This window comes from Pseudomonas sp. DW-iso3 (genome assembly GCF_058725305.1).
The window spans coordinates 98303-114720 of the sequence record NZ_JBZXDZ010000005.1 but is presented as its reverse complement, the minus strand read 5'-3'; the positions used below and the strand labels follow the sequence as shown (position 1 = coordinate 114720).

Annotated in this window: 25 protein-coding genes; 5 read left to right on the top strand and 20 right to left on the bottom strand. The window is 56.8% G+C overall.

The features are described 5' to 3' along the window. Positions 1-78: 78 nt before the first annotated feature. The 4 genes from AC4PS7_RS15600 to AC4PS7_RS15585 are packed head-to-tail and all read right to left on the bottom strand — an operon-like array spanning position 79 to position 1892. Positions 79-591: a KilA-N domain-containing protein gene (locus tag AC4PS7_RS15600; protein ID WP_492179598.1), complete on the bottom strand. Its 513-nt coding sequence runs from the start codon at positions 589-591 to the stop codon at positions 79-81. Next, positions 588-806, bottom strand: coding sequence for a hypothetical protein (locus tag AC4PS7_RS15595; RefSeq protein ID WP_492179597.1), 219 nt, complete (start codon positions 804-806; stop codon positions 588-590). Before AC4PS7_RS15595 ends, AC4PS7_RS15600 begins: the two co-directional genes overlap by 4 nt. Further along, complete coding sequence (locus AC4PS7_RS15590; protein ID WP_492179596.1) at positions 803-1747, bottom strand: BRO-N domain-containing protein; 945 nt, start codon at positions 1745-1747, stop codon at positions 803-805. Before AC4PS7_RS15590 ends, AC4PS7_RS15595 begins: the two co-directional genes overlap by 4 nt. Then, a complete protein-coding gene (locus AC4PS7_RS15585) occupies positions 1728-1892 on the bottom strand; it encodes an Arc family DNA-binding protein (RefSeq protein ID WP_492179595.1) in 165 nt (54 codons plus the stop codon). The genes AC4PS7_RS15590 and AC4PS7_RS15585 overlap by 20 nt, the downstream gene beginning before the upstream one ends. A gap of 112 nt (positions 1893-2004) precedes the next feature. Between AC4PS7_RS15585 and AC4PS7_RS15580 the strand changes: the two genes are divergently transcribed. From AC4PS7_RS15580 to AC4PS7_RS15570, 3 genes are all read left to right on the top strand, one after another. Then, positions 2005-2436, top strand: coding sequence for a helix-turn-helix transcriptional regulator (locus tag AC4PS7_RS15580; protein ID WP_492179594.1), 432 nt, complete (start codon positions 2005-2007; stop codon positions 2434-2436). A gap of 725 nt (positions 2437-3161) precedes the next feature. Next, positions 3162-3308 carry a hypothetical protein gene (locus AC4PS7_RS15575; RefSeq protein WP_492179593.1) on the top strand — a complete coding sequence of 49 codons (147 nt, stop codon included), beginning with the start codon at positions 3162-3164 and terminating at the stop codon, positions 3306-3308. A gap of 64 nt (positions 3309-3372) precedes the next feature. After that, positions 3373-4293, top strand: a complete 921-nt coding sequence (locus tag AC4PS7_RS15570) for a hypothetical protein (RefSeq protein ID WP_492179592.1) — start codon at positions 3373-3375, stop codon at positions 4291-4293. A gap of 180 nt (positions 4294-4473) precedes the next feature. Here the strand turns inward: AC4PS7_RS15570 and AC4PS7_RS15565 are convergent, their stop codons facing one another. Further along, positions 4474-4947 (bottom strand): hypothetical protein, encoded by a 474-nt coding sequence (locus tag AC4PS7_RS15565; protein ID WP_492179591.1) that lies wholly within the window; start codon positions 4945-4947, stop codon positions 4474-4476. Between the two features lie 187 nt (positions 4948-5134). Between AC4PS7_RS15565 and AC4PS7_RS15560 the strand changes: the two genes are divergently transcribed. Beyond that, positions 5135-5395, top strand: coding sequence for a protein L (locus AC4PS7_RS15560; RefSeq protein WP_492179590.1), 261 nt, complete (start codon positions 5135-5137; stop codon positions 5393-5395). Positions 5396-5476: 81 nt separating this feature from the next. After that, the gene (locus AC4PS7_RS15555; RefSeq protein WP_492179589.1) at positions 5477-5740 is read left to right on the top strand and encodes a hypothetical protein; all 264 of its coding nucleotides are present in this window, start codon (positions 5477-5479) and stop codon (positions 5738-5740) included. On the opposite strand, the gene AC4PS7_RS15550 is transcribed toward AC4PS7_RS15555, so the two are convergent. From AC4PS7_RS15550 to AC4PS7_RS15480, 15 genes are all read right to left on the bottom strand, one after another. After that, positions 5733-6176 carry a hypothetical protein gene (locus tag AC4PS7_RS15550; protein ID WP_492179588.1) on the bottom strand — a complete coding sequence of 148 codons (444 nt, stop codon included), beginning with the start codon at positions 6174-6176 and terminating at the stop codon, positions 5733-5735. The genes AC4PS7_RS15555 and AC4PS7_RS15550 overlap by 8 nt on opposite strands. A 25-nt stretch (positions 6177-6201) precedes the next feature. Next, entirely contained in the window at positions 6202-6963 is a 762-nt protein-coding gene (locus AC4PS7_RS15545) for a C40 family peptidase (protein WP_492179587.1), read from the bottom strand. Between the two features lie 2 nt (positions 6964-6965). After that, positions 6966-7718 carry a phage minor tail protein L gene (locus AC4PS7_RS15540; RefSeq protein ID WP_492179586.1) on the bottom strand — a complete coding sequence of 251 codons (753 nt, stop codon included), beginning with the start codon at positions 7716-7718 and terminating at the stop codon, positions 6966-6968. A gap of 11 nt (positions 7719-7729) precedes the next feature. Beyond that, complete coding sequence (locus tag AC4PS7_RS15535) at positions 7730-8068, bottom strand: phage tail protein (RefSeq protein WP_183703351.1); 339 nt, start codon at positions 8066-8068, stop codon at positions 7730-7732. Further along, positions 8068-11154 carry a phage tail tape measure protein gene (locus AC4PS7_RS15530; RefSeq protein WP_492179585.1) on the bottom strand — a complete coding sequence of 1029 codons (3087 nt, stop codon included), beginning with the start codon at positions 11152-11154 and terminating at the stop codon, positions 8068-8070. Before AC4PS7_RS15530 ends, AC4PS7_RS15535 begins: the two co-directional genes overlap by 1 nt. A gap of 27 nt (positions 11155-11181) precedes the next feature. Next, positions 11182-11454, bottom strand: coding sequence for a DUF1799 domain-containing protein (locus AC4PS7_RS15525; protein ID WP_492179584.1), 273 nt, complete (start codon positions 11452-11454; stop codon positions 11182-11184). Between the two features lie 47 nt (positions 11455-11501). Continuing rightward, positions 11502-11882: a phage tail assembly chaperone gene (locus AC4PS7_RS15520; protein ID WP_169366786.1), complete on the bottom strand. Its 381-nt coding sequence runs from the start codon at positions 11880-11882 to the stop codon at positions 11502-11504. 3 nt (positions 11883-11885) lie between these two features. Next, positions 11886-12542 (bottom strand): phage tail protein, encoded by a 657-nt coding sequence (locus AC4PS7_RS15515; protein ID WP_492179583.1) that lies wholly within the window; start codon positions 12540-12542, stop codon positions 11886-11888. A gap of 72 nt (positions 12543-12614) precedes the next feature. Further along, a complete protein-coding gene (locus AC4PS7_RS15510; RefSeq protein ID WP_492179582.1) occupies positions 12615-13031 on the bottom strand; it encodes a phage tail terminator-like protein in 417 nt (138 codons plus the stop codon). Next, positions 13028-13624, bottom strand: coding sequence for a hypothetical protein (locus tag AC4PS7_RS15505; protein WP_492179581.1), 597 nt, complete (start codon positions 13622-13624; stop codon positions 13028-13030). Before AC4PS7_RS15505 ends, AC4PS7_RS15510 begins: the two co-directional genes overlap by 4 nt. Continuing rightward, a complete protein-coding gene (locus AC4PS7_RS15500; RefSeq protein WP_010211419.1) occupies positions 13621-13989 on the bottom strand; it encodes a hypothetical protein in 369 nt (122 codons plus the stop codon). Before AC4PS7_RS15500 ends, AC4PS7_RS15505 begins: the two co-directional genes overlap by 4 nt. A 60-nt stretch (positions 13990-14049) precedes the next feature. Continuing rightward, positions 14050-14214, bottom strand: coding sequence for a hypothetical protein (locus AC4PS7_RS15495; RefSeq protein WP_156046218.1), 165 nt, complete (start codon positions 14212-14214; stop codon positions 14050-14052). A gap of 37 nt (positions 14215-14251) precedes the next feature. After that, the gene (locus AC4PS7_RS15490; protein ID WP_010211420.1) at positions 14252-14755 is read right to left on the bottom strand and encodes a DnaT-like ssDNA-binding protein; all 504 of its coding nucleotides are present in this window, start codon (positions 14753-14755) and stop codon (positions 14252-14254) included. Between the two features lie 59 nt (positions 14756-14814). Beyond that, a complete protein-coding gene (locus AC4PS7_RS15485) occupies positions 14815-15396 on the bottom strand; it encodes a hypothetical protein (RefSeq protein WP_032882871.1) in 582 nt (193 codons plus the stop codon). 47 nt (positions 15397-15443) lie between these two features. After that, entirely contained in the window at positions 15444-16409 is a 966-nt protein-coding gene (locus AC4PS7_RS15480; RefSeq protein WP_010211422.1) for a major capsid protein, read from the bottom strand. Positions 16410-16418: the final 9 nt, after the last annotated feature.

Below are 16418 nucleotides of genomic sequence, written 5' to 3'. Positions count from 1 at the left end.
CTTAGCATCATGGAAGGGCTTGGCGAAACGCCAACACCAAAGCCCCGCATGGGCGGGGTTCTTCGAGTTCGTGGGAGGCTAGGCCGCGTCGAGGCCGAGCGTCATCTGGAGCTGATCGCGCCAGTAATCAACGTCATGTACAAGTTTCGGTTTTTTCCACCGAAACTTTGAAAGCTCTTTTCCGCTGAGGCTGGCAATGCTCTGAGCGTCGTTTAGGGCTTTGCATGCCCGGTCAAATTGTTGCTTTTCGTTGAGCTCGCCACGAAGCAGCGCGTCGATATGTAGATCAGCCCAGACCGCGAAGTCATCATCCAGCCAACGGGCAAATGCAACCGCAAGCTTTGGATGAAGCCAGGTACCGGCGCGACCACGAACCCGTGACGCCTCGACCATTTTGAAGTCCGAATTGCGGACATCAAACCCGAGGTGGCGAGAAAGCGCAGCCATATAGCTTTTCGTGCTGGCCAGCTCTAGCCACTTGATTGGCTTCTTCCCATAACGCGCCGCCACCTCAGTGGCATTGATCCAGCCGTCACTATTAAAGCTGACGGCCTGCCCCTCGTAGTGGAACGGAATAATTCCTGTATTCATGCCGCCACCTCCGCACACATCGCGCTCGGAGCGCCAGGGTTGAAGCCGTCCAATGGCATCGGGCTTTTCTCGCTGACCGAGTGGCGCTTGCCCTCGACCAGCATCAGCCAGTTTTCTTCGGTCTTGCGAATCAACTGGCCGGAGCGACCGACCAGATTTGGCCGCTCAGGCGAGAGGATCAGCGCGCGACCGCCAGCTTTAAGGGTGAAGTTCATGCCACCGCGCTCCGCGCAGCTTGGTAAAGCGAACGGCGACGCAAATTCTCGGTAGCCAGCGCGACGAACTCGAACATCTCAGCCGTCGAAACCGGCATATCCCCGTCGACGAGCATGGCCTTCATGAACTGCTGCCGGGTCAAAACGAACGCGCCCATTGGCACCGGCGTGATCTGCGCATTGCCTTTTGGATCAGCACTGAGGAGATAGCGCTCACACTGGCCAATCTTCTCCGGGATCAAGCTCGACTGACGAGGGATGTACTCGCCCTCAAGCGAGTAGCTACCAATGAAGTTGCATGCTTGTTCAAATTGCCCAGCAGGAATCAACTCAGTGCGAGGAACGTTAAAGCGAGTGTGAAGGCGGTTGTGCATGGTCAGCGCGAAGCTCTGCTGCATATTTGTAGGCACCACTTTTGCCTTGTCGCGAATCAGCCCCTTAATGACATTCAGCTCGCTCATGCCGATCAGCTCGTCCATGAGGGTTGTCATCTTGCCGTGATCCTCGTAGCGACCAGTGCGACGAATATCTGGCAGAACCTCACCGGCAATCCACATTTGAAATGGAAGAGCCTTGGGCTTGTCCGAGCGACCGAGAAAGAAATACAAGCCTTGTTCGGAAAGCATCAGCATTTGCTGGGTTCCGCCAGGGGTGTGCAACCGATGCACACCCTTCCATAAGCCAGGAACATGTGCCGCAGCTCTGGCTGGCTTATAGCTGTCGGTGTAATCCAAAGAGCGCAAGATATCTTGCATCGAAAACCAGGGATCGCCACTAACCAGTAGCGTGCGCACCCGCTGCTTGCCGAAATTGAACGGGATGACATTGGATACAGCTGTGCTAACATCGCTCATGACGATTTCTTCCTGGTAGTTGATCTCGTTAACCAAAGCCCCGTCGCCTGCCAGCGTTGGGGTTTTTTTATGCCTGCTGCTTTTCATGGTCCTGTTCCTGCTCAAGAGATTTTCTAAGCCGGAATACGATTTCTCCGCTGAGACTGCGGCCGTTTTCAACTGCCCTCATCTCAAGCTTCTCTCGCATTTCGCACAGCATCCGCACAGCGGTAGTAATTTTCAGGGCTTTCATGACGACTCATTATTTGCGTTTTGTGAGTTTAATGCCTTTTGTGACTTCGTCAAACAATTTTTGCTTTTTGTGCGTTTGCTGTACGCTTCTAGAGACTTACAAGGGGATAAACATGTCGACTGATTTTGCCAACCAGCTAATCTCACTGAGAGGTGGAAAAAATCTTACGCAGCAACAACTTGCGGACGCCGTTGGCATTACCCCCTCACAGATATCTCGCTACGAATCTGGCCAGGCAAAGCCCAGAAGAACCGTTCTTTTCAAGCTTGCCACAGCCCTCGGCGTGACCGCTGAGCAGCTGTCCGGAGGCGGCACCACGGACGAAGGCCGGGAAATCACCTTGATGCTGACCGGCCCAGAAGAGAAGGCAATTGAAGACTTTGCTGCCAAAGAAGGAATCTCCTTTGATCAAGCTGTGAATCAGATTATTGCGGCCGGGATGAAGGACCGCATGGACAAGAGCCCTGACCTGATGGCGCAGTTGGAGGCCGAGATGCCTGGCGGATATGCCAAGCTCCTTGAGATGCTGGGCAAGAAAACTTAGCCGACGAATTTTTTTCGTCGGTTAGAGGGCTATTGCCACTGTAAACACCCCGACCCAAGCCCGGCCTGCCGGGCTTTTAGTACCGGATGTCCGTAGAAAGCCTCCCTTTCTCATATACGACTATCAAGAGCGACGTCTCACCATGGATGAATGGACTACCAATCCTCAATTTTGGATTAGCAGCGCTGTATCGGCTGTCACTGGCTTTCTACTCCAGTATTTATACCGGCTTGGGCACAGCAGGATTCAGCCCCTACTCATTGGAGCAAGAGGTCGTATTCGATCTTTTTTCCGAGGCCGAAAGCTTAAAGACTTGAAACGTATTAAGGCGGCCAGGTTCGACTCCGTCAGAGTCAATCGAGAGATTGTTCTGAGCTACGCCATGCTGTCACTTTTCATTTTGAGCATTGTGGCATGCGTTGTGAGTTTCGGGTTTGCACCCGCTGAAGCGCATAAGAGCCATGTCCTGGCCATCCTATACGGCTCGCTCACCGGGATCCCACTTCTGATTTTTGAGTTCGCTTGGCTGGTTACATCAACCCGCGTAGACGAGATGCTGAAGTATCGACGTCGCATCAAACGACGTGGTCGCCGCCTCTGCTAATTTGCAACCCTGCGCCTCACCCAGCGTTTCATCTCTGCCTCATACACAAAGCCCCATTCTATAGGGTATAGAATGGGGCTTTGTGTATGCCGGATTCAGCCTTCCAACATAGGAGATCAGCGTGCCCGAACCCACCCTCACCTTCAAGTGCCTCGGCCACACCAAGCGGGATGACGGCTCTATTGAGCGCTACCTCTTGGAAGTGACCGATGATCGCAGCGGTAAGACTACAACGATCTCTATCGTGGCTAAGCAATTTCCCCAATAGATCAGACATCAATAAACGTCATCAACAATATCAGCAACCATACGCAAAAAGGAAATGGGCAATTATGACCTTAGTAATTTCATCCTATAACTTCACGGAAGATCTAGGTTTTTCTCGAATTAAAGACTCAAAAAAAGACCTGAAAATACCAAGCGGAACTTTCGTAATTGCAGACAGTGTAATTACACACCCTGATTTTAAAGGCTCACGACTAGCAACATCATTTCGCAAAACGTATGAAATTGATGTAAAGGTTTACCGGCCTTATTTTAGACCTCATGGGGTTCTTGGGGATTTTGATCAGCTCGCAACGACTCAAACATGCCTAGTCTCCATGGCTGGAAGCACACTGGTTGCCCAGCATGCCTTAAACCTAATTTCCAACCACCTAGGGAACATGCATTACGTCTTCGATATACATGACAAGAAGTACAAAATAATACGCTCATGTGAGAAAAACCCTATGCTCACTCAAGGCTACGTTGAGTGGGATGAAAGCATGTTTTCTGATGATGACATTCAGGGTCTACTAAGCGCTGATCTAATTCATAAAACCGTTCTATTCTCAATAGACCACATAGTAAATTCAGTTGCACGAGCCCGCTTAGGTGATACCAGCAAGATCAGCACAGAGTTTCTACTCAACGTACAATGCCCCGCAACAAAAGAACATACAATCTATAAATACACCATGAACCAAGGGGGCCCTAAGGGCATCGAAATAATTCACAGCAAGATCGATAGAGGGGACATTGGCGTAATTGGCATGCGCGACTTGTTTTATGAGCGCGCAAAAGATATTTATAGAAGTTGCCTAGAAAAACAATCAGACCCACAGCCAGCCTTAATCGATCTAATGAAAGCAGCTATATCTGAAGTCCACAGCGCTGGAAGTTTCGAGATAGACTACCCCATATCTATTAAAAAAATCGGTCGTCGTAAAATAGAAAAAATTGTGATTCCGGCGCCTAATCTAGAGAATTAGGATGCCATTGAGTAATTAAATTATCGAAGAGGGCCTACAGGGAACAGATGAATCCCCAGCTCTGGATTAACAATCGCACACTACGCGCCGAAATTTATTTCAAAAACAAAAAGCCCAGCGCGAAAACCTATGATTGGCAGATGCAAAAGCCCAGCGCGGGGCTGGGCATAAGCCATGTAACTAAGGAGCCCTTGACGTGCATGGCAGCTCGCTGACAAAACCCGCCTTCACTGGCTTGACTGTTCTATATGCCGTTGCTAATGCCGCGATCGCTTCAGCAGTCTCCTTGATTGCTGGAGTTGACTCCGTGGAGGCCTTAGAAATTGTGCCATTAGTATTTAAATCAACGGAAAACTTTGAAGTCTCAAAAATACCTGCATCGTAATATATATAGTTTGCGGTACTCGAAACCACAAGCTTCCGCTCCTCAACCTCCACAGGAGTGCAGTCTTGTCCACTGGGCTTTCCAGCTACTCTTATGGCTTTGCCATCCGCATCAAGAATGCGGTCATAGAAATAACGATCGGTTACTTCCTTCATCGTGTAAAACGGGACGCCTTTACAGATGTTATCGCTACAAGAAGTATGAGTGATAACTTTACCTGAGCACCCAGCCAAAACTGCTATCACCGAGAGAATTAGTACCCGTTCCATACCCTCACCCTCCCCTATATGGCTTATTGCCACAACAAGATCGTAGCGGGTGTGAGCGGAAGCGCCATGTTTTCCCTATCCATGCACCCACCTGTCCGGGCATCCAGCGTGGATGGAATGCCAGTAACTGGGCTCAGTGCCGCCGTAGTAGCTTTGTGCCTCCAGCAAGCCATGCGAGGGAATGAAAATGGCACAGGTAACTGCGAACACGGCGTTACACATTACCCAGATCGGCAAAACTCTTCTGGGTGGAGGCCCGGAGTGGAGCAACGCTTATGGAATCGGTGCCACCGTACCTGCTTCCGGTATTTACCGATGCACCGGATGCGGTGACGAGATCACCTCCAACAAAGACGACAAATTCCCCCCTCAAAACCGACACCAGCACGTCAACCAGGCGGTTCCCGTGCAGTGGCAGTTGATCGTCAAAACTCAAACGAAAGCGTAAGGGATTCCCCGGTCCTTCGCCTGCAAGCCCAAGGACTGGGGGTTGCGACAATATCGGCGCGTTTATGACCTGGAGGTCAAAATGAGTAACGGGCAAACACGCTTCCCTTACCTGCTTATAACCAAGCATCAAGAAGTCGGAATGCACTGTGGTGTCGTATCAATAGATGGTAAGTACGTTAGAAGCGATGACGGTCTCCACTCCTTCTGGACTGACAAAAGTTTCGATGAGTTATTTGAAGAGTTCAGCAAGCCTGAAAAGGAATTTGCACTGATACGTGTCGACAACTCCCAGTACATCTTCGCTGGAGGTCAACTGGCGAGCGTGATGGATCATATTAGCTAGGGCAAGAGCCTCCACCCGACCACAAGACCTTGCCTCCCACGACCTCTATTCTGGAGCCTTCGGCCATTCGATAAGGGCCGCTGAGTAGGTACTCAGCGCGCCCATCCTGAACATCCAACTCGACGGGTTCACGATCAGGTGGGCTGCTCAGGCGACAGCGCCAAGTAATGGTGGGTTGATAAGGGTCATCGTCATCCTTACTCCAGGTGAAGCTCATGCCTTTAGGGCCAGATGCCAACTGCGCTGTAAGGCCAGGCTTACCATCGTAGCGACGGCTGTAGCCTTCTTCGCTCTGGCACTTGCCGGAGAATTTCATGCGATTGATCTCGATACCGCCATCGAGAATGGCGACTTCGGCTTCAGCGCCGCAGATACAACCGCCAGTAATAGTGAAAAGGTCGTGAATGGTCAGCGTGTAGCGTTGAGTTGATTGCATGCCCTACTCCGGCGGCCCTGCCGCGTCATGATTGTTTTGCATCTGTGTGCCTGAGGATCAGGCGAGTTCTGTCATGCCAGGGGCCGCCGAAGACTATGATTTCCGACGGCCTGCCGTACAGGTGGTGCAGCAGGAAGGGGCCAGGGCCGAACGCGCCCGACTCTTCGCCAGGTAGCGCCGTATCTGTGCCGAGGTAGATTCCTGCATGGTTCGGGTGAACCGTCCGACCGACGTGCATGACGATCAAGTCACCACGCTGCGGCTGGTCCACCCGCACGAAGCCAGCGGCCTCGTAATGCTGCTCGTACAGGCTGGCGTTCTCCGCACTCTCCCACCAGCCGTCGGTGCGCTGGAAGGCTTCGAACTCAATCCCCCACTCCCGCTGATACCAGTCGGCGCAGACTTGCCAGCAATCCCATGCCCCGTGCACAAACGGGCGCTTGAGCAGCGGCGTGCCGCCCGTTGGCGTGATCGTGCGCATGTCGCCCTCGGGCCACGACAAAATGTGCCAGGGCAAGGCCGTGGCCTCGCACATGGCCAAGTCATGGGGTGACGGCCTGCTGGTGGCGTCCGGATGCGAGTGAACGATGCCGATCACTTCGCCCAAGTCCTCCGCCGCGGCGTAGTCCTCGGGTTCGAGCCGAAACTCTTCGTTTGGCTCCGTGGAGATGTTCGTGCACGGGAAGTACTTCTGCTTGCGCCCGATGGACAACAACAGACCGCAGCACTCGCGCGGATATTCCGCCGCCGCGTGCGCCTGTATGGCCGCGATGATGTGCTTACGCATAATCAGCTCCGGGCTATGAGGGACACGGCGGGGAATCCACCGAAGGACAGTTCATTGTTCTCGCCGAAGCGCTGCTTGCAGGACGACAGGCACCCCTTGCACTGGTCCAGTGCTGGGTCATCCGTGGGGTTGTCCTCGTCGTCGAACATGGCCGCGCCGGTGTATCCGCAGTCCGGCCCCCGGTAACCATTGGTCATGGCCCAGTGGCAGAACGTTGTCATCTGCCGGCCGGGCAAACCGTGGTTATCAATCTCGCCCGGGGAAGACAGCTCCCACACCACCGCCTCACCGTCCTCGCTGGTTTTCTGGTCGATGTACCAGATTTCCAGTGCTTCCTGGGTCGGGTCTGCGGTCGGGTTACCTTCGGGGAAGTTCGGCGCGTCCAGGTACTGGGCCAGCGTCTCGCGAACCGTCAGCTTGAACTTGAGCATGTCCTCGAAGGCTAGGCAAAGCGCTGTGACACGCCCGTTGACGTTGCCGGCGGCGAACGTCGGTCGAGACGCGGTGCCATCGCTGCTGGAGGAAATACCCTCAATCTGCACCGGCCAGGCCGCGTATTCCTCGCCCTGCCACCAGATGGACTTGGCTGGCAGATCCTCTTCCGAGTGCTCGTAGGCCAGCAGCTCTTCGGGCGTGTGCGGAATCGCGTGCCCGTGGAAACGCAGGTAATCGGCGCCGTACTCGGTCCCGTCGATTTCAAACAGGCGAATCTCGCCGCCGGGCTCCAGTTTCTGGATGTCCGTGATCAGTGCCATGGGCGGTTATCTCAGGGGTGAAAGGTTTGCTGAAAATTGGCGTTGATGGCGTAGACCTGTCCGCCGCGGTGAACGGGCTTGTAGCCGTTGCACTTGTAGAGGCCAAGCTCCCCGAGGGGCGGAGTCCAGAGAAAAGCCTTTGCCCCCTTGTGCCGATCAAGGAACGCCTTAATCAACATCACCCGAGGCTTGGCGCCGGTGAAGACGAGCGGCCAGGACTGGGACTGGTTGTTGAGGCCGTCCTCGACTGACTGCTCGTAACCGTCGCCGAACTGCTTGGTGCGGACGCGCTGGGCAACATCCCCTTCCGCGCCCTTCTCCGTTTCCCAGATGAATCGTTCGATGGCCATCAGCGCCCCTTGATTGCTTTGTTGATGACGCCGCCCTGGCGCATGTCCTTGGTCCGCAGCTCCTGATACTTCTGCTCGACGAACGTCGCCAGCTCTTTGCCGAACAGGTCGTAGCCGGGATCATTGGATGAGGACGACGCGTTGCCGTCGCCGTCGATGTGCACCTCGACATTGATCTGCGTGCCGCCAGCCCCACCGCCGCCCATGGCCATAACCCCAAGCTTGCCGCTCGACGTCCGGGTCAACGGCATGATTGCTTCCTCACCAGCTTCGCCCATGACGCCGGTCTTGCCGTTGGCCATGCCGAACGCCGTGGGCTTGCTGACGATGGAGTTGGTGAACGCGCCGCCGTCGGCGAACATCTGCACACCGCCCGACCATGCGCCGCCCTTGGCTTGCGGAAAGTAGGTGTTTGAATAGCCAGCCTGGGATGCACCGAGGTTCGACGACGCGGCACCAGCAGACCCGGCCGCCATTCCATTGCCACCTCCGGCAGCGCTACCACCGAGGTAGCTCGCTGCCGCCCCCACCAAACTGCCCAGCAATGCCGAACTCGCCTGACGCGTAGCAATGCGCGCCATATCCGCCAGAATCGACTTAGTGAAGTCAGCAAACGACAGCTTTCCGGTCATGGCGAAGTTGACGATCGAGTCCTCCATGGAACTGAAGGCGTTACTGAACAGACTTTTGGTCTGGCCGGCAATGTTCTGCGCCGAATCCAGGTAATTGTCCCAGGCCGCCGTGGCGCCCTTCGTCCAATCGCCCTGGGCATTCTCCACATCCGCGTAGTTCTGCCGGATCTGGTCGGTAGCCGCCTTGTTAGCGTCCGCGAGCGCCTGCGATTTACGCTTGAACTCTTCCTCCGACATGTTCCGCGATGGGTCGGACTTCTGGTTGGCCAACTCCAGCGACTGCTGCGCAAACCGGTCTTGCTGGCTGTTCAGTTCGCCGCTGAGCGCGTTCTGGCGATCGCCCTGCCCTACGCCAATAACTGCACGTTGGCCGGCAAGCTCCAGGGCCCGCTGTTGCTGCCCCAGCGCCTGCACGTACGTGCTGATCGCCCGCTCCTGTTTGGCAAGGCGCCCGGTCTCGTTGGTAGCGAGCACTTCGAGCTGACTGTCAGCATCCTTCTGCGCCTTTACCATCCCTGCTCGCGCGTCGGCGATCTTTTGGTCCAGCTGGATGCTTTGCGCGGCCGAGGTAGTTTTCTTGCCCTTCGCTGCCTCCAGCGCAGCAATCTCGGCCTTGTAGGCTGCCGTCGTTTGGTCGAGCTGGTTGCCGATCAACGCCTGGCGCCGCAGCAGATAGTCTTCCTCGGATAGCAGGCCTGCCTTCTGCGCCGCTTCCAGTTCCTTCTGGTAGTTTTTGTAGGTGTCGGTGATCGCCGCCAAGTCGTTTTTGGCGTTGTTGAAGCTGGTCAGATCAACTTGGGTGCCGGCGGTTTTCGAGTCCTTGAACTTGTCGCGGGTCTGTTTTTCTAAAGCCGCTTCCTCCGCGGCGGTGAACGTGTAGCCTGCCTGTCGCGCAGAAGCGATACGCCTTTGATTTTCCTCAAGCGCTTTGATCAGCTTCGTGGACTTTGATGCCGTCGCGTCGAGGTTGCTTTGCAGCGTTTCATAGGCCTTCGTGCCCTCACGAATATCCTGCGTTTGGAACATTTCACGCCGGGCCTTCGCCTGATCATCCACTTCCTTCTGCAACAAGGACGTGATGTCGCTCTGGGCTCCGGCCTCGCCGCCACTGAGCATCATCATGTCCGGGTTGTCGCCCAGGATCATCGGGTTAGATTTAGCGTTACGTAGCGTATTCAGACGGTCGGCGAGCTTTTCGAACTTCTCGTCGAAGGTATCTTCGCGCCCGATATCAAGCACTGCGTCCCAGGCACCTTTGGCGGCCCCCTTAACTGCATTCCATGCGCTTTCGACCGTGCCCAGGTTGCCGATGATGGTGCCAGCACGCTCGATCAGCGCATCTGCGTATGCCCCCTCTGCCACCTGCTGGGCGCCCAGCGTATCGCCCTGCTCCTGCAAGGCCCGAATCTGGGTGTACACAGCGGCTGTGAGGAAGTTGTACTTGTCATTAAGCGCAACGACCGACTTTACCGGGTCATCAGCCAGCTTAGTAAATTCCTGAACGGTTTCAGATGCCGCTTTGCCGGTGGCTTTCTCGAACGAGAGGGCTGCAATAGCAATCTGTTCGAAGCTACCGCTGACGATCTTCCCGGAGCCCGCCAACTGCGCCAGAACCGCCGCTGCCGAACCAGTAGTGCCAATGGTAGTGCTGACCTGCTTCGCCATGGCCGCAAGCGATGACGAGGTTGTGCCAGCGGCATTCCCAGTGGTTACCAGGGACTCACGGAATTTGTCCTGCTCCTCGCTACCCTTGTAATAGCCAACGGCCAGGCCGCCCACGGCTGCGGTGGCCAGGGCCATCGGACCCAGAATGGCAAGCAGACCAGCGGCGCCTGCTCCCGCCCCGGCGCCCAACTGAGCAACGGCACGCACACCGCTACCCCAGTCACCCGAGGAAAGGGCATTGCCCAGCTGTACGACGTTTTCCTGCGCCTGGCGGGTGCCGAGGCGCAGCTTGTCGAAACCGGTGGTGGTCTTTTCGAGCTTGGCGTAGTCCTTGTCGATCTTGCTCAAGGCATTGTTGTACTGATCCTGGCTGATACGGCCGGCATCCAGGTGCTTGCCCAGTTGCTCGACCTGGTTGTCCAGCTTTGCCAGAGCAGCGCGGGCCGGGTCAATCGCCCCTAGCAAGCTGTTCAAGGCCTTCTGCTCATCCATAGCGGACTTGGCCAGAGCCACCTGCTGCTTATCGAGCTGAGCGGATATCTTCGCCGCCTCGGCCTCGCCATAGGCACCAGTCTTGGTCAGCTTGGCGAGAGCATCACGCTGCTTTGCAAGGTCCTGGGTGGTCTTGGCGCTGGTGGACAGCGACTTTTCCAGGGCCTGCATTTCGTTCATCAGCGAAACGGCAGACTGCTCGGTCCGGCCGCCAGCCTTCGCCATTTCATCCAGGCTCGTTTTCGCCTGGATTGCATCGGCCGAGTCGATCTTGACGCCGAGTTCTGCAATGTTCATCGACTCACCTTGAATAAGTGCCCGTGGTTACGGGCTGTTTTCCCTTTCCTCCGCCATAACGCGCAGGGCTTCGCCTTCCAGCACCTGAAGGTCAGGGAAGATTTCAACGAGTTTCTTTTTCTTGATGCCGAGGAAACCGGCCACGTCGCGGATACAGGTGTAGTCGAGGCCGATTGCGCCACCGGCGCCCGCCCGCCACTGAGTCGACATCCGGTTGAACAGGAAGAACGCCGGCCAGTTGCAGGGCCAGACCTCGGTCACCTCTTCAAGGTCACCCGGGGTGAGCCCGAACAGGCACATCAACTCAGCAGGTGCCGCCGGCGCGTAGAGTGCGCGGGCGGCGTCCGTCAGTTTCCCAAGCGGGCCTGATTGAATGCGCTCTGGTAGGCATTCACGACCGCCTCAGCGGCGCCCTGGCAGGACGTCACCAGCGCACGAATGCTCTTGTCGTCGAACTTGTCGTCGAAGCCCCAGCCGACCACCAGGTCCTTGATTTGCTGCGACTGCTGCTCAGTGTCAGCGGCAACGATTTCGGAAAGCGTCGGGCTTTCGCCCAAGGCGGTCCGAGCTTCATCGCGTTTCAGGTTCCACTCATCAAACAGAGCAGCAAGACCCGGGCGATCCCGATACTTGAAGGTGAACTCGATTTTCTCGGGCTCACCCCCAACGATAGGGATCGACACGAAGGCCTTGAACGTCGGATTTTGGGCGATTCTGATCTTTGCCATGGATTAAGCCACCGCAGTCAGGTAACGGGTCGGTTCGCCCTGCAGCGCCAGGTTGACGGTGCGGGTCAGCAAGTTGCTGCGGGACACAGTCGGCTGGTTGGAGAAGGAGGTGAAGGCGCCGTAGAACAGCGTGTCGTTCCCCGGCAGGTTCAGGCGCGCAGCCTGAATGGTCTGGCTGGCATCCGCTGCACGCAGGATGGCGTTGAACGCCTGGCCCGGGTCATCCGCAATGGTCAGCGCCAAGCTGGCCGCCGCTTTGTCGGTTGGCATCTGGCGGCCCTGCTTGTCTTCCAGGAACACCACGTCCAGATAGTTCTGGGTGCCACCCGCGAAAGCCACATCGGTGATTTGCGGAATCTGTACCCAGGTCAGCACCTTCTTCAGCGAGCCGATGCCGGAGCCGGCCGGGTAGACCTGCACGTCGGTGGTATCGATGCCTTCGAGGGTGACGGCGGTGGCAGTGGCAGCTTTCACACGCACAACCCGATTACCCAGGCGAGTCCAGCCAGATGTGACGATCACGATGTCGCCAGCCGACAGTGTGCCGCCAGTCACAGTGGCCACGGCCTCAGCCGCGTTGCTCAGCGCCGAAAACGGGATGTCCGGGCCATAGGTAGCACCGTGCTGGAAGGTGCCGCCGTCTGGAATTTTGTAGCCCATGGGTATTTCCTCTTTGCAGATATGAAAAAACCCGCTCAATAGCGGGTTCGTGGGTTTGCCCAATGGGCGGGATCAGTTCGTGTCGGCTCGGTACAAGAACGCGACTGGAACGGTATAAGTCGAATCGCCTGTGATGCCGGGCCCAGGGTCAACTGGCGACATGGTCACCACGGTGACCGCGCCCTTGGTGTCCCTGGCATATAGCGGGAACAGATCCGTTAGTTCTGCTGCGATTGGATTCGTCTTGGCCTTGCCGGTACCGGACGGTGCGATGATGCTCACCTGGAAAACTCCGGTGAACAGCCGGTGATCGCCGCCGAGCGCATTGCTCACGGTATCGCCCGGAATTGTGAAAGCACGCAGATACGTCTCGCCTGCCGCTGGCGTGTAGGCCGTGTTCTCGAACACGATTTTCAACTTCTCCGACCTAGCAGCGTTCCAGGCGATGAGCTTGGCCTCGTAGATTGAAGCGATAATTGCGTGACTCATACCTGGTTATTCCTGATGGCCTCCTGCACGATCTGCTGAAAGCGAGCCATGGTTACCCGGACCATGCCGCCGGGGGCCTGGGTGGAATGGCCGAACTCCAGCGGGATCGCGTAGGGCAAGTTGTTGATGATGTAGGCCATCTGGCCGGCAGTGAAGTCGCTCATTGCAGCCACCAGTGCGGCAGTGGTTTCGGCGCCGCTCGGGTCTACCTCGTCGAAGGTGACGTTCTCGACCATGCCAAGCGATATGTGCCAGTTCGCCCGGAACCGGCCGCCGACATAGCCTTCAGGCGCCTTGATGTCCATGCCGTCGTTGAGCTTGCGGCCCTTCTTCAGCCGCCCGCCCTTCGTGAGGTTCGCCGGGTCGCTGCGCAGTGCGCTGTTGTGATCGTCGACGGCCTTGTTGTACTGGGTCGCGACAGCGTTCTGTGCCCAGATCTCCGGGTTACCCACGGGAGACATGCGAATCAGGCTGCTGCCGACCTCGATGATGATCTCGCGCACACTGGCGTCGATGGTTTCACTGGTCTGCGCGGCGAACTCAGCCAGGCTCAGGGCGAAGCTACCGGACCTGCCGGCGCCTGCCCGGCTCATGATCGCACCTGCAATTCATAAAGGATCGGCGTGCCCGCCGGGTTGATCTCTTTCAGGGGCGGCACGATTGACCATGTCCGGCCCTGGACGACCACCTTGTCGAGCAGGCCCGGCACCCAGGACAAGCCCTGCGCGGCGATCTTGAGCTTCTTGTCGCCCTGCTTGATGAGACTATTGTTTTGGAATTCTTGGCCGGTGAAGTCGAGCAGGATACCTTGAGCGGTTTGCTCAACGGTTGCGCCAGGTGCCTCGCCGCCTGTCTCAGGGTCATACTCCCCCGGCTGCGTCTTGCTGATGGTCACGGGTTGGCCGAACTCTGTGATCATCTCCAGAGCCATCACGGCCATTTCGTCGTAGAAGGCCATGGGGGCTCCGGATGTGAAAAGCCCAGCGCGATGGCTGGGCTTTTTGCTTTTGGACTCAAGTCAAAAGTGGGACATTTTCGACACATAAGCTTTGAGCGCTTCATCCGCAACTTGAACCGCACGCTTGGCGACTTCAAGATCCTGCGAGCTTCCAGAGAGCCCTGCGATAGCAGCTAGATAAGCCTGAGTCCAAAAAATTCGCTTTTCTTCTAAGTTCGGAGACATGTCATTACTTCCTGTAAATGGAAGCAGAACACTAGCACTACGCTCTCACAGCAAACAAGCCGCGCATTTGTAGGTAATCCGCAAACTGCGTGGCGCTCGGCCGGTCCGGCGCAGCAGGCAGCAACCGGTTACTGGTCGACGGGATCGCCGCATACTGCCGCGTCACCGCCCCCTCAACACGATCCAGCAGCACAGCGCCTTTGCGTTTCTCCACCGGGTCGATATCGTCCTGATGAATCTCAGCAGCCAAGGCCATTTGCCCATACTGAATCCGCGCCGGCAGGTAGTTGTTCGCCTTGATCTCCTGATCCAGCAGAACCTCCCGGCGCGGCCAGGACAAGGCCTGCTCGCTGCTGGTCTTGCGCCCCTTCCAGGTCATACCATCCATTGCCAAGGCGGCCCGACGCAGCAACGCTTCCTGCTCAGGACCGCCCGAAGGGATGACCGCGCCGAATTTCACGGCATACAGGGCCAGGTCCTCGGCGCTCGCGTAGCTTTCGGCGTCAGGCTTGCCGGTCCCATCCTCGATAATGAGTGTCATGTGTCAACTCGCTGGAATGGTTTGAAGATTGGCCGCCGGGTCGCAGGCAGCCAGCATTATCAGGCATTGGTCAGATCAGCGACGAGCTTTTCCAAGGATTCTTTCGACGCGTTGGCCCGGTAAGGCACCTTGGCGTCATCGAGCTTTGCTTTCAGCGATGCAATTTCACCAACATCATCACCAGGTGCGACAGCGGCCTTATTGAACGCTTCGATCTCGCCGCGCAGCGCATCGACCGTCAGCAACAGGCCGTCACGCTCGATGGTCAACTCACCTACCGAAGCATGGATGGTGCCCAGCACTTCAAACAAGCGCAGCGCCAGCTCACCAGACTCGGGACGGTGAATCTCGCCTGCTTCCAGACCGTCAATAAGGATCTGGATCGATCTATGTTCAGCACGCAAAGCTGCGATGGCTTCTACAAATTCGGCCTGGTCTGCCGCGCCAACAAGCTGCACCCGCTTGGCCTCCGTCACCGACACATCGATGCCGACTGCTTCGTACGCATTGACCACGCTCGGCCAATCTCCAATCACCAGCACGCTGGTCACACCGGCTTCGGGCTTATCGAAGTGTTCCGGATTGCGGTAACGCTTCTCCGGATCGAAGCCGTCGAGCTGGTTGCTGTAAGTCAGTTCCATGTGTTTCTCCAGGGCGGCCATCGCTGACCGCGCGTTGAGTTTGAGACTTAGTCGCCAGAGACAGGAGGCGTTGCAGTCAATTGGATCATCACGCCGGCGGTGACCTTGTTGCTGCCCGCGTGCTTGACCCAGTTGGCAGCGGAGCCGACTGCAGCCAGGGTTGGGTTGGAGCCACCAGTAGTGGCTTTCCAGCTGTAGCCAAGCACGTCGATGTTCACAGTGCCTTCAGCGCGATAGCCGATGCTCAGGTTTTCTTCGTCGTTCACTTCGTAGGAACGGAAGCCCGGAGCCTGAGATTCAGTGATGGTTACCGCGTTTGGCAGCAAGCCAAAGATCACGTCGGCCGGCGCGGTGTCGGTCACCAATACGGGCTTACCCAAGGTGCCCGGCAGGCCGCCGTAGATCACAACACCAGCTTCTTCGTAGATCTTGTTCGTGATGGCTTCGTCGACGATGTCGAAGTAAGCGCTGGAGTGCATGACCCATAGAGCGATCCGGCCGAACTTGTCGCCGAACTTGCGCATGCCGCGGGTCAGCGTCTTCTTGCCGTCGGTTTCGATGTTGGCCGAAACCACCATGTCAGCGTTGGAGCCGATGGCGGCGCGAAGACCAGCAGTTGCGTACTGGATGAAGCCTTCTAGGGTCGCGTCAGCAACGTCGGCACCGACGATCTGGGAGAACTCCTCGACCGGACGACCGCGGCGCTTGAACGCCTCTTCAGTGGTCTGGTACGGACCGTACTTCCAGGGAGCTTTGACGCCGACAGCTTCGCCGGCGCTGATCTTCTTGGCAGTTACCTTGCCGTCGGAGTTGACGTCGCGGTGCTCCAGGGAGCCGTTCAGTTTGTAGAGGGCGCGCTTGCGGAAGTCGCCTTCGATCAGCTCGTTGTCGAGCACCATCGCGCCGTTGGACGATGCGTTGAATACATCCAAGTTGTCCTGGACACGCTCCAGGTATGCAGTTTGCGCCTCATCGTTGTAGATGATTAGGTCGCTGTTAACGGTTGTAGCCATGGGTCAATC